This window comes from Pantoea sp. SGAir0418 (genome assembly GCF_043529865.1).
Genome location: NZ_CP027912.1, coordinates 678,112 through 690,879, shown reverse-complemented (window position 1 = coordinate 690,879; position 12,768 = coordinate 678,112). Strand labels below are relative to the sequence as shown.

The 12,768-nt window shown below is 58.5% G+C and carries 11 protein-coding genes; 3 read left to right on the top strand and 8 right to left on the bottom strand.

The window, feature by feature from the left end; genetic code table 11:
• Positions 1–136: 136 nt before the first annotated feature.
• Complete coding sequence (locus C1N84_RS22310) at positions 137–1,582, bottom strand: sugar porter family MFS transporter (protein ID WP_211724643.1); 1,446 nt, start codon at positions 1,580–1,582, stop codon at positions 137–139.
• A 317-nt stretch (positions 1,583–1,899) separates the two neighbouring features.
• Here C1N84_RS22310 and C1N84_RS22305 point away from each other — a divergent pair, with 317 nt between their 5' ends.
• Positions 1,900–3,243, top strand: a complete 1,344-nt coding sequence (locus tag C1N84_RS22305; protein WP_211724642.1) for an MFS transporter — start codon at positions 1,900–1,902, stop codon at positions 3,241–3,243.
• A 3-nt stretch (positions 3,244–3,246) separates the two neighbouring features.
• Here the strand turns inward: C1N84_RS22305 and arnF are convergent, their stop codons facing one another.
• The 7 genes from arnF to arnB are packed head-to-tail and all read right to left on the bottom strand — an operon-like array spanning position 3,247 to position 10,591.
• Positions 3,247–3,609 (bottom strand): 4-amino-4-deoxy-L-arabinose-phosphoundecaprenol flippase subunit ArnF, encoded by a 363-nt coding sequence (gene arnF, locus C1N84_RS22300; RefSeq protein ID WP_058781501.1) that lies wholly within the window; start codon positions 3,607–3,609, stop codon positions 3,247–3,249.
• Positions 3,606–3,926 (bottom strand): 4-amino-4-deoxy-L-arabinose-phosphoundecaprenol flippase subunit ArnE, encoded by a 321-nt coding sequence (gene arnE, locus C1N84_RS22295; RefSeq protein ID WP_021509383.1) that lies wholly within the window; start codon positions 3,924–3,926, stop codon positions 3,606–3,608. Before arnE ends, arnF begins: the two co-directional genes overlap by 4 nt.
• Positions 3,923–5,578: a lipid IV(A) 4-amino-4-deoxy-L-arabinosyltransferase gene (arnT, locus tag C1N84_RS22290; RefSeq protein ID WP_264444725.1), complete on the bottom strand. Its 1,656-nt coding sequence runs from the start codon at positions 5,576–5,578 to the stop codon at positions 3,923–3,925. Before arnT ends, arnE begins: the two co-directional genes overlap by 4 nt.
• Before the next feature lie 31 nt (positions 5,579–5,609).
• Positions 5,610–6,494, bottom strand: coding sequence for a 4-deoxy-4-formamido-L-arabinose-phosphoundecaprenol deformylase (arnD, locus tag C1N84_RS22285; RefSeq protein ID WP_264443863.1), 885 nt, complete (start codon positions 6,492–6,494; stop codon positions 5,610–5,612).
• A complete protein-coding gene (arnA, locus tag C1N84_RS22280; protein ID WP_021509380.1) occupies positions 6,491–8,470 on the bottom strand; it encodes a bifunctional UDP-4-amino-4-deoxy-L-arabinose formyltransferase/UDP-glucuronic acid oxidase ArnA in 1,980 nt (659 codons plus the stop codon). Before arnA ends, arnD begins: the two co-directional genes overlap by 4 nt.
• Entirely contained in the window at positions 8,467–9,453 is a 987-nt protein-coding gene (arnC, locus tag C1N84_RS22275; protein WP_394541888.1) for an undecaprenyl-phosphate 4-deoxy-4-formamido-L-arabinose transferase, read from the bottom strand. Before arnC ends, arnA begins: the two co-directional genes overlap by 4 nt.
• 1 nt (position 9,454) lies before the next feature.
• Positions 9,455–10,591 (bottom strand): UDP-4-amino-4-deoxy-L-arabinose aminotransferase, encoded by a 1,137-nt coding sequence (gene arnB, locus C1N84_RS22270; RefSeq protein ID WP_264443865.1) that lies wholly within the window; start codon positions 10,589–10,591, stop codon positions 9,455–9,457.
• A 456-nt stretch (positions 10,592–11,047) separates the two neighbouring features.
• Here arnB and C1N84_RS22265 point away from each other — a divergent pair, with 456 nt between their 5' ends.
• Together C1N84_RS22265 and C1N84_RS22260 are read left to right on the top strand one after the other, a co-directional pair.
• Positions 11,048–11,263, top strand: a complete 216-nt coding sequence (locus C1N84_RS22265) for a hypothetical protein (RefSeq protein WP_227746467.1) — start codon at positions 11,048–11,050, stop codon at positions 11,261–11,263.
• Positions 11,264–12,002: 739 nt separating this feature from the next.
• Entirely contained in the window at positions 12,003–12,767 is a 765-nt protein-coding gene (locus C1N84_RS22260) for a prepilin peptidase (RefSeq protein WP_264443869.1), read from the top strand.
• Position 12,768 lies beyond the last annotated feature (1 nt).

The window sequence follows — 12,768 nt, the reverse complement described above, 5'->3', positions numbered from 1 at the left end:
GATCTTTCCTGGATAATAATCACTGGGTAAGGTTCTGTTTGCTGCAAGGTACTGACATGCCCTGATAGTAAGTTATCTTTTTTGCCCGCTCTGCGGCTTCTTTGAGTGATTTACATCAGCCTGAGCGCCCTCACATTTAGCCTTTGCCGCCATACAGTTCATAGAAATAGTGTTCGACCTGTTCCAGGCTGCGCCCTTTGGTTTCCGGGATAGCACGCAGTACAAAAAGGGCGCCGCCGATCCCGATCACCGCAAAGGTGAGAAACGCCCCTGCAAGGCTAAAGGCGGCCAGCAACAGCGGGAAGGCCATGGAAATGGCGAAGTTGGCAATCCACAAGGCAAAAACGGCACCGCCCATGCAAATGCCGCGCATGCGCGCCGGAAAGATTTCCGACAGCAGCAACCAGGTGACCGGTGACAGCGCGCCCTGCTGAAAACATAAAAACATCAGCATTCCGGCCAGTACCAGATAGGCCCGCAGCAGATTAACCGCACCACCGGCGTGATACTCCGGCATAAGCAGGCACACCGTGGCGATAAAGAACAGGCAGGCGGTACAGCCCATCTGCCCAATCAGCACCAGCGGACGACGGCCAACCTTACCGATTATCACGATCCCCACCAGCGTCATGATTACGGAGATCACGCCGTTGGCGATGGTGGCGAACAACGCCGCATCGTTGCTCAGGCCGGTAGCAGTGAGCATGGTTGGCGCGTAGTACATGATGGTATTCACACCGGTCAGCTGCTGGATGGCGGCAATGCCAATTCCCAGTAAAAACACTTTGCGCAACCATGGCGTGCGCAGGTCACGCAGGCGACCTTTGCCTTGCTGGCGATGCTCTTCGATGGTCTCTTCGATCTCCTCCAGCTCCCACTCTACGTCCTCCGCCGCCCGGGTTTTCTCCAGCACCCTGCGCGCGCCAGCGGTGTTGCCGCGCATGACGTGCCAGCGTGGACTTTCCGGCATAAAGATCATTCCGATCCACAACAGCACGGCGGGTACGGTGGAGATGGCCAGCATCCAGCGCCAGGTATGTTCGCCACCCCAGATTTCATTGAAAGTGGCATTGGAGACATAGGCCAGCAGCTGGCCAGAAACAATCATCAGCTCCTGCAGCGTCACCAGTTGACCGCGTTTATTCGCCGGGGCAATTTCCGCGATATACACCGGCACAGTGGCAGCCGCCCCGCCAACGGCAATACCAAGAAACAGGCGTGACGCAATCATCGTCACCACATCAGGTGCGAAGGCAGAGCCGACCGCGCCGAGGGCAAAAATAAAGGCCAGCGTGATGATGATTTTGCGGCGCCCGAGGGCATCCGCGAAGTGCCCTGCCAGCAGTGCGCCAAAGGCAGCGCCGAACAACAGTGAACTGGTGACCAGCCCGGTAGTGAACGGCGTGAGATGTAAATCACTGCGCATGAACAGCAGCGCACCGGATACCACGCCGGTATCGTAACCAAACAGCAGCCCGCCGAGTGTCGCCACCAGCGCGATGATTTTTACGAAGGGTTCGGTTTTTGTTGTGCTGTTGGGGCCGGATGCGGTGTTGGTGGAGAGATAAAGTTCTTTTTCCATAATACCTCCTGGTAAAAAATGCGTTAGGAAAAGCATCAGAACAAAGCAGCGCGTCCAGGCTATCGGCATTTTTATTTCATGTTAATTTATATTTGAAACCTGCTTTTCAAATTGTGAGTTCAAGCCTTTTGACCGGTTTATTTTGATGGATTTACATCAGCCGAAAAAAGGCGAGTGAAGGTTGGACGAGGTGGTTATGGAAGCGCAGCAGATCGGCCCCTTTACGCCGGGAGTCGCCACGCTTTGTGATCAATCGCGCAACAACTGCACAAACCATCTTGTATGGTAGTCGCTCTTTAACCTCTTCAGGATTTGTCATGGCCTCTTCAACTGTTGCTCAATCTGATACCGCTGAAGCTCACCCTAAATCATTGATCCGCCGCGTCGCCAGCGCCTCGGCGATAGGCACGGCGGCAGAGTATTACGACTTTTTCGCTTACGGTACGGCAGCGGTACTGTTCTTTGGCCATCTGTTCTTTCCCAGCCACGATCCGCTGGTCAGCACACTCGCTGCCTTCGCCACTTATGCGGTTGGCTTCCTCGCACGTCCCATTGGCGGCATGGTGTTTGGGCACATCGGCGACAAAGTGGGACGCAAAAAGGCGCTGGTGGCGACCATCCTGATCGTGGGCCTTGGCACGTTCTGTATTGGTCTGCTGCCAACTTACGAAAAAATTGGCGTCTGGGCCCCGGTATTACTGATTGCCATCCGCTTGCTGCAGGGGTTTGGCGTCGGCGGTGAACAGGCGGGCGCGGTATTAATGACGGCCGAATATGCACAGCCTTCCCGGCGCGGTTTCTTTGCCAGCTGGGTGCAGATTGGTGCCCCGGTGGGGTTTCTGCTGCCGCTGGCGCTGTTCGCTGTGCTTAATGCCGCGCTGACCGCGGAGCAGATGATGGACTGGGGCTGGCGCGTGCCTTTTCTGCTCAGCGCGCTGCTGGTGATTGTCGGCCTGTTTATTCGCCTGCGCATTGATGAATCGCCGGTCTTCGCCGCCATTCGTGAAACCAAAGCGGCAGAATCCAGGCCGTTAAAAGAGGTGCTGCGTGGTAATCCGCGGCTGGTGGTCAACGGTGTGGCAGCGAAACTGATCGAAGCCTGCGCCTTCGCCCTGTTTACCGTCATCATCCTTGCCTGGGGTAAGGCTAATCAGCTTGATGCCGGCATTTTGATGAACAGTATGATCGTCGCGGTGATCCTCGAAGTACTGGCGATCCCGCTGATGGGTGCCCTTTCCGACCGCATCGGTCGCAAGCCGGTTTACCTGATCGGCACGCTGCTGATCATGCTCTCGATCGTGCCATTTTTTCTCGCGCTGGCGCACAACAGCTACTGGCTCACGCAGCTGGCGATGATCGTGGCGCTGACGCTGGGCCACAGCATGTGTTATGCCCCGCAGGCGTCATGGTTCCCCGAACTGTTTCCCACGCATATTCGCTGCAGCGGTATCGCGGTGATCTGGCAGATCGGTTCGCTGATCGGCAGCGGCGTACTCGGACTGGTGGCAGTGAAGATTCTGCAGGTGACCCACGGCCACTGGTATGGTCTGGCGCTGTATGTTGCAGTGCTGGGTGTGATTTCATTGTACGGCCTGCTGCGTCTGCCGGAAACGGCGCCAGGCCGCCGCCAGGGTGAATATCACCGGTGGCAGCAGCATTAACGGTTAACGGCGCGGCAGCGCCACGCACAGCAGGCCGCAGACAATCAATATGACGCCAGCGAGACTGCTCCAGCGGAAGGTTTCATGCAAGGCCGGCAGAGAAATGGCGGCCAGCCACACCAGCACATAGCTCAGACTGAGCAGCGGATAGAGCCGGTTGAGCGGCAGCAGCCGCAGCGCCAGCAGCCAGCACAGCATTGAGCAGCCGTAGGCGGCCAGGCCGCCGATTAACGGTATCAGGCCGTGCTGCCACGGTAGCGCGGTCCATGTATCCAGCGGTGGCAGCGCGAGCATTGCCGTGCGCAGCAGCAGCTGCGCCAGCGACACCAGCAGCACGCTGGCCAGCGCCAGCAGCCAGCCCTTCACAGATGGCTCCCCATCAGCGCAACCCCGGCAACGATCGCCAGCGTACCCAGCCACTGCCGCCGCGTGTAGGTCTCACGCCAGATGACGCGCGCCGCCACCGCCACCAGCACAAAATTCAGGCTCAGCATCGGGTAAGCCACGCTGACCGGCACGGTGCGCAACACCACCAGCCACAGCAACATCGCCGTCCCCAGCAGCAGCAGGCTGAGCACCAGCCAGCCGAACAGGCGGTGCCCGCCGCAGTGAGCCGCCTGTTTCTGGCACAGCTGGGCGGCACAACTGAGCAGGCTTACCAGCAGGATCAGCAGCAGATTCATGGTGTCGCGTTGTAGCCGTAGTAGACCAGCCGTCCCTGCTGATAGACATCGTCCGGCACCGGCAGATGCGCATCCGCTTGCTTTTCGTCAGAATTCAGCAGCAGCACCAGCGCTACCGGACCCTGTCGGCGATGCAGGCGCAGCCAGTCGGCGAAGGCTTCCCCGTCGACGTAGCGCGTTTTTGCATCGGGATAACCCAGTCCGTACTCCAGCTCACCTTTTTCATCGAAGAAAGTGATATCGCTGCGGCGCAGTTCCCATGCGACCGCTGAAGCGATGCCGGAATTGTCCACCACCAGATAGCGGCTCTGCGCCAGCTGAGGCCGCACGGCGCTGACGAAACTCTGCGGCTGTTTGCTATCACGCACCTTTTGCGGGATAGCCAACCCGACCAGCAGCGCCAATGCCAGCGGGCAAAGCGCAGCCAGTTGCCAGCGGCCTGTTTTCAGGCTTAGCCAGCCCATCACCGCCCAGCCGGCAAATGCCAGCGCAGCGCACAGTACCCGCAACAACTCATCGCGCGCGTAGACCGGATGGTGCGCCAGCCCCCAGGGTGCCAGCACCACCACGACCAGCAGCGTGGCGCCCAGACCAAACAGCAGGTTGATCCAGCCATTTACCGCCAACGCCTGTTTCAGGCGTGCGGCGTTACCGTGTGCATAGTGCGCCATCAACAACGCCAGCGGCGCAAAGCACGGCAGGATATAGGTCGGCAGTTTGCCTTTGGCGATGCTAAAGAACAGCAGCGGCAGAACAACCCAGCTAAGCAAATAGATCGCGGCAGCGTGCGGTTGACGCTGTCGCCATGCGCCGCTCAGCGCGCCCGGCAGCAGGCCGAGCCACGGCAAACAGCCTGCCACTAACACCGGTAGGTAATACCAGAACGGGGCTTTATGCTGCGCATCGCTCTCCGCGAAGCGCTGAATATGTTCGACCCAGAAGAAGTAGTGCCAGAAATCGCCTTCCTGATGCTGAATTGACAGCGTCCAGGGCGCGCTGATCGCGGCCGCCACCAGCACAGTAAGCGGGCCCCAGCGCAGCAGTTCGCCAAAACGTCGCTGCCAGAGCACCCAGGGCACAATCGCGAGCACCGGCACCGCCAGCGCCAGAAAGCCCTTGGTCATGAAACCCATGGCACAGGCCGCGCCGAGCAGCACATACCCCGTCAGCCGCTGTGAGGTACTGTGCGCCTGCGCAGCAAACCAAAAGCTGCACATTGCCGCCACCAGCCACAGCAGCAGAATCGGATCGAGCACCGCATAAGTGCCGATGCCGTAAACCAGCAGCGAGGTAAGAAAGATCACGCTGGCGGTGAGCGCTATTTTACGGCTGGCGAACATCCGCTTGCCCAGCCAGTAGATCAGCATGGCACACAGCGTGGTACAGATAATCGCACCGGCGCGCACGCCAAAATTATTATGCCCAAATAACAGCTGGCCAAGATTATTGACCCAGTAACCGGCAATCGGCTTCTCGAAGTAGCGCAAATCAAAAAAATGCGGCACCACCCAGTTACCGCTCAGCAGCATCTCGCGGCTGATTTCGGCATAGCGGGTTTCATCCGGCTGCCAGAGATCGCGGAATGGCACCGGGACCAGATAATAGAGAGCAAAAAGCGCTATCAGCAGCACTATGCGGGTGCGGCTGCGCATCGGTGTTTCCATACTTGGGTCCTGTAAAATGTTAACTCTGGCAACCCAGCCAGCCTTCCCGGCCGGCAATGTGCCCGCGCACCACATGGCCCTGCGGCAGCGTATTGAGATCGTCCGGCAGCAGCTCGCTCAGCGGACAAAACCGGATGCCCTGCTGCTGCGCGCGCGTCAGCAGATCGGCAAAGGCGGGCAAACCGACGATGCCTTCGACCTCTGCGTGAATGGTATAGACCGGCGTACCACTGGCGGCATGCATCTGCGCGAGAATAAAGTCGTTAAAACCCTCCGCGCTGACCTGCTGACCCACCACTTCATCCCACGTCGGCAGGGTTACCGGAATTTGTACCGTGCCGAAGCTGCCATCGTTGAGGCGCGGAATGAACGGCCCGCTGCCGCGACAGTCGCTGTTATAGCGAAAGCCAAACGGCTGCTTAGCATCCAGTACCCGGCTGTCGGCGCGCCAGCCTGCCACCGCAGAGCAGGTGACACTGTCACCTAAAATGGCTTCCAGCGTCGCTTTACCGCGCGCAATCTGCGCATTCAGCTGCTGTGGCGACCAGACGCCAGCCCAGGTCTGCCAGGCAAAGTGATCCCAGGCGTGTAAGCCCACTTCATGGTGATCTGCCGTGGCGCGAATAATCGACGCCAGCCCTTTGCCTATTTCGCGGCCCGGCCAGGCGGTACCGGCCAGTAAAATATCCCAGCCGTACAGCGAGGCCGCGCGCGAACGCAGCATTTTCCACAGAAAGCGCGGCTTCATCAGGCGCCACAGGTGGCGCCCCATGTTGTCCGGCCCAACGCTGAAGAAGAAGCTGGCCTGCAGCTGATGCAGGCTGAACTGCTGCAGCAGCGCCGGTACGCCCAGTTGCGTGCCGCGCCAGGTATCGACATCAACACGCAAACCCACTCGCTTCATGGCTTTTCCTGTAGCTCAACGGTGCGCAGGAAGAAGTCCAGCGTATTGTCGATGGTGGTATCCATCGCCACGGTTGGCGTCCAGTCGAGCAGCCGGCGGGCGTTTTTAATCGACGGCTTGCGGTGCTCCACGTCCTGATAGCCTTTGCCGTAATAGCTACTGCTCTCTACCTCACGGAAACCGGCAAACGGCGGGAAGCGATCGCGCAGCGGGTGGCGCTCAAAGCTGGCCAGCAGGTGTTCCGCCAGCTCTTTAATACTGGCTTCGTTCTCCGGGTTACCAATGTTAACGATCTGGCCATCGCAGTTGTTGTGCTTGTTCTCGATAATGCGGAACAGCGCTTCGATGCCGTCGCGAATATCGGTGAAACAGCGCTTCTGCGCGCCACCGTCGATCAGCTTGATCGGCGAGCCTTCCACCAGATTAAGGATCAACTGGGTGATGGCGCGAGAACTGCCGATACGCGCGGCGTTGAGGTTATCCAGCCGCGGGCCCATCCAGTTAAACGGACGGAACAGCGTAAAGCGCAGCCCCTCTTTTTCGCCATAGGCCCACAGCACCCGGTCCAGCAGCTGTTTCGACACCGAATAGATCCAGCGCTGTTTATTGATCGGTCCGACCACCAGGTTGGAGTGATCCTCGTCGAAATGCTGATCGGTGCACATACCGTACACTTCGGAGGTAGACGGGAAAATGATGCGCTTTTTATACTTCACGCAGTCACGAATAATCTTCAGGTTCTCTTCGAAATCCAGCTCGAATACGCGCAGCGGATTACGGGTATATTCGATCGGCGTGGCGATCGCCACCAGCGGCAGCACCACGTCACATTTCTTGATGTGATACTCAATCCATTCAGAGTGGATGCTGATATCCCCTTCAACGAAGTGGAAGCGCGGTTCATCCAGGAAGCGGCTGATGGCATCGGAACCGATGTCCAGGCCATAAACCTCAAAGTTATCATCCTGCAGCAGGCGTTCGGTGAGATGGTTGCCGATAAAGCCGTTTACGCCGAGGATCAGCACCCGCGTGCGGCGTTTCACCGCAGCAACCGGCTGCGAATAAAGCAGCGCACCCGGCACCATGCCCAGACTCTGCGCCAGCTGGCTGCCGTTCATGTAAACACCGTTGTCGCTCTGCCCGGTGACCACTTCGAGCGCGCCCTCGCCGCAGGCAATCAGGAACGGCTCAACTGACAGCACCGTGCCCGGTTTGGCGCTGGGCGCATCCTGGTGAACCCGCCCTTTCCACACCACGAATTTCACCGTGCCGGCATACGCAAACGCACCAGGCCAGGGATCGGTGACTGCACGCACCAGGTTATTCACTTTAGCCGCCGGCAGCTCCCAGTTGATGCGGCCATCCTCCGGCGTGCGGCGACCAACCACGGTCGCTTCCGCGTCGTTCTGCGGCGTGGCGGCAATCTCACCGCGCTTCATCGGCGGCAGCGCGCCTTCCAGCAGTTGGCCGGCGCAGGCCACCAGCTTACGGTGCAGCGTCAGCGCATTATCCTGCGGGTCAATCGCCACGCGCTGCTGCGCCACAATGTCGCCGGCATCGGCACGTTTCACCATGCGGTGCAGCGTTACGCCAGTCTCCGTCTCGCCGTTGACCAGCACCCAGTTAAGCGGCGCACGACCACGGTATTTAGGCAGCAGCGAACCGTGCAGGTTAAACGCGCCGACCCGCGCGCAGTTCAGGATCGTGTCGCTCAGCAGTGCGCGATAGTAAAACGAGAAGATAAAGTCCGGCTGCATGGTGCGGATGCGATCCACCCACAGCGGATGATTAGCATCTTCCGGCGCATAAACCGGAATGCCCTGCTCAGCCGCGAGGCGTGCCACCGAAGGAAACGCATGGCTCTCCGGCGAGGTGTCCGCATGGGTAAAGATGGCACTGATTTCATAGCCTGCGTTCAGCAGCGCAGTGATGCCTGCACAGCCCATTTCGGCATAGGCGAAGACGATAGTTTTCATTGCTTAATTTCCTGTACAGACGGGGCATCTTGTTGCGGATGGATAACACGTTGAATGAAGTAGCGCGGACGGGCGCGTACGTCGTTATAAATACGACCGATGTATTCGCCCAGCAGGCCCATGCCGACAAACTGCGCGCCGACAAAAATAAACAGCACGGCAAACAGCATGAACACACCGTCACCGGCCCAGCTGGCACCGAGGAACAGGCGCAGCACAATCAGGATCAGAGAAAAGGCGAAACCGGCCAGCGCGATTAAGCTGCCGACGATACTCAGCAGACGCAGCGGCGTGGTGGTCAGGCAGGTCACCAGGTCATACATCAGGTTGATCAGCTTCATGAAGCTGTATTTGGAGTCGCCAAACTCACGCTCGGCATGCGTAACCGGCAGTTCAATGGTGCGGCGCGCGAAAGTGTTCGCCAGAATCGGGATAAAGGTGCTGCGTTCGTGGCAGTTGAGCATCGCATCGACAATGTGACGGCGATAGGCGCGCAGCATGCAGCCATAATCGCCCATCGCTTTGCCGGTCACACGCTGAATCAGGTGGTTGATGGTGCGTGAAGCGCGGCGACGTAACCAGCTGTCCTGACGGTTCTGACGCACGGTGCCGACCACGTCGTAGCCCTGCTGCGCGGCTTTGACCAGGTTGGGGATCTCCTCCGGCGGGTTTTGCAGATCGGCATCCAGCGTAATGATCACATCACCGGAAACATGGCTGAAACCGGCCATAATCGCCGAGTGTTGCCCGTAGTTGCGATTCAGCAGCACGCCGACCACGTGACTGCCCGGCATATCCGCCGCATCGGCGATCATCTGCGCGGAGCGGTCGGCGCTGCCGTCATCCACCAGTAAGATTTCATAGTCAAGTCCGAGCGTGCGGCAGGCAGCGTCGGTACGGCGCACCAGCTCCGGCAGGCTCTGTTCTTCGTTGTACACCGGGATCACCACGGAGACTTTGCGAATCGGTTTTTCTTCCAGCATCTCAGGCTCCCGCAAGGTGGCGTAAGGCAGCAATCACACGCGTTACATCGTCATCGTGCATGTCGGGGAACAGGGGCAGCGAGCAGATACGATCACTGTTCCATTCGGTGGCCGGCAGCGAGAGCTGCGGATAGCGTTCACGGTAATACTTGTGCGTATGCGCGGCGCGGAAATGCAGGCCGGTGCCGATGTCATGGATTTTCAACTGCTCCATCAGCGCATCGCGGCTGATACCGCAGCGCGCTTCGTCCACGCGAATGATAAACAGATGCCACGCATGCTGATGCGGCCACGCCGGCTGCACCAGCGGCAGCAACGGCGTATCTGCCAGCTCACGCAAATAGCGCGCGGAGATGGCCTGGCGACGTGCATTGATGGCCGGCAACTTTTGCAGCTGCACCAGCGCAATCGCGGCGTTGATGTCTGGCAGGTTGTATTTAAAACCGGGCATGATCACTTCGGCCTGCGGTTTGCGGCCATGGGTATGACGATCGTAGGCATCGACGCCGAGGCCGTGGAATTTCAGGCTGCGCAGGCGGTCGGCCAGCTGCGCGTCATCGGTCACCACAATGCCGCCTTCGGCGCAGGTGATGTTTTTGATGGCGTGCAGCGAGAAGATTGCGGTGCCCTGCTGCCCGACGTGCCGGCCTTTGTAATAGCAACCTACCGCGTGGGCCGCATCTTCAATGAGCGGGATATTGTGGCGCGCGCTGACGGCGCGAAGGGCGTCGATATCCGCCGGCGCACCGGCATAGTGAACCGGCACGATGGCGCGGGTGCGCGGCGTAATGGCCGCTTCGATCTGTTCTGCGCTCACCATCAGGTTATCGCGGTCCACATCTATCATCACCGGCGTGGCGCCCAACAGCGTAATGATATTGAGCGTGGAAACCCAGGTCAGCGACGGGGTGATCACCTCGTCACCGGGCTGGATATCCAGCGCCATCAACGTGACGTGCATGCCTGCTGTGGCGGAGCTGACAGCAATAGCGTGCTGGTTGCCGGTGAGCTGACAAAACGCCTGCTCCAGCGCAGCATTCTGCGGTCCGGTGGTAATCCAGCCCGATGCAAATACCGCCTGCACCGCGGCCAGTTCTTCCTCACCCAATGCCGGGCGCGAAAACGGAAGGAAACTCATAAGATAACCTTACTGTTGTGCCTGAAAACATGCTGAAAAATAAAACAAGCGTTATTGCTGCGCATGACAACCTGATGAAACACCCTGTAACCTATTGTTTAAACGTTACTTAAACGAGTGCGTTCGCAGGGCTGCTGTCATCTGCGCGCAATAAAACTTAAGCAGGTCTGTTTTATCGCTATAAGAAACCAAAATACGGGGGAAAACTTAACTGAACATTAAATGGCAAAGCGGCACGCTGACTTTTTTACGTGATGTTGAAGATTGGTAGAAGATTGCGCGCCGGGGCCGGAAATCAGCATCGGATCAGACATCATGGGTCGGCTTGTCGACCCACGACAATTAAAATCGCCATTTTTCAATGGATTAACGAAGAGATATACTGTTCTTAAGGTTATCCTAAGGTTGGCTGCTTATTCTTCCCTGGGATAGTGACGCCAGAGGCTGGACAGGAGAATGATGATGAGAACCGCGACTGACAGACTTTCACAGGCAGCACTACGCCGGCATCACATTGGCGTGAAAACAAAAGGATTGCGTTTCCGCGGTGAGCTGTATGTGTTTCGTTATAACGCCGGCCATTACGACGTCTTTCGCAACAGCGAATGGGTGATGTCGCTCGCCACCAGCAATGTGCTGGAAGCCATGCAGCAGTTCAAACAGAGCCAGTAAACTCGCTGACGCATTGATTGGATTATTATCTGTCTCCACTGGCGTATTGGTTAGAATGTTGCCAGCCTCAGCTGGCGCATCAATAGGATTTTTGCCTGTCTTAGCATCGATTAGGGCATTGCCTGCCCGTGAAATTCACGCATCCCTGCTTATATCTCTTCTGTTCTCTGGAACCCGCTCGTAAATCCTGCTGCAAATCGCTGCAACGCCGCTTTGCTGCTCGCCACGCCGTCTCCACCGGCGTATTGTGCCTCTCGCAAACCGGCCATGGTTGGCGACAGATCGCGGTGCGCATCAATGTGCACCCTGCGAAACCTGTAGGGTCGCCATTTATGGTGACCTGTCGCCAAACCGCACAGAACTGGTAGCGGCGCGATTTCGCGGTGCGCATCAATGTGCACCCTGCCAAACCTGTAGGGTCGCCATTTATGGCGACCTGTCGTCAAAGAGCACAGAACTGGTAGCGGTGCGCATCAATGCGCGCCCTGCGAAACCTGTAGGGTCGCCATTTAAGGTGACCTGCCGTCAAACCGCACAGAACTGGTAGCGGCGCGATTTATCGCGCAAACAGGTTATGCGGCACCTTTATGGCAATCTGCCGTGCAACCGGGCAAAAAATCGCCCCGTTCACACCGGTACGCACAAATACGCCCCCACGGCAACCGTGCCATGACCTGCACGGTCGCCATTAATGGCGTCAGAAAAACCCAACGCTGCATGGACAGCAGGAGAAAACCTCATGGAAATCGCCTACTGGTTGATCGGTACACTGCTGGCGCTGTGCGTCGGTAGCTTTCTCAATGTAGTCATTTATCGCCTGCCGCAGCAGGTAATGAACCCGCAACCCGCCATTCCCCTGCTGCTGCCGCGCTCGCACTGTCCACACTGCCAGACCACGCTGCGCGCGAGCGACATGCTGCCGCTGCTCAGCTGGCTGCTATTAGGCGGACGCTGTCGCTACTGCCACCACCCGGTGAGCCTGCGCTACCCGCTGACGGAACTGCTCACCGCCGCGATCAGCCTGGCGCTGGCCTGGCTGCTGCCGCCCGATAGCCGCCTGCCTGCCGCCCTGCTGCTCGCCTGGATTCTGCTGGCGCTGACACTCATCGACATTGAGCATCTGCTGTTGCCGGACGCCCTCACCCTCTCGCTGCTGTGGCTGGGTCTGTTGCTTAAAGCGCTGCACTGGCTGCCCGGAACGCTGCATGACGCGGTGTTCGGCGCAGTAGCGGGATACAGCGGGCTGTGGCTAATCGGTGAACTCTATCAGCTGATCAAAAAGCGCCCCGGCCTCGGTGGCGGCGACGCAAAACTGCTGGCTGCGCTGGGTGCCTGGCTCGGCTGGGCGCTTTTACCCTTTGTGCTGTTACTGGCTTGCACAGGCGCAATTTTGTTTGTTCTGCTGGCCCGATTAGGCTGGCAACGCGAGCTGTATCACGTGCTGCCCTTTGGTCCGTGGCTGGCACTGGCGGGCATAAGTCTTTTTATTCACACGATTATTTAAT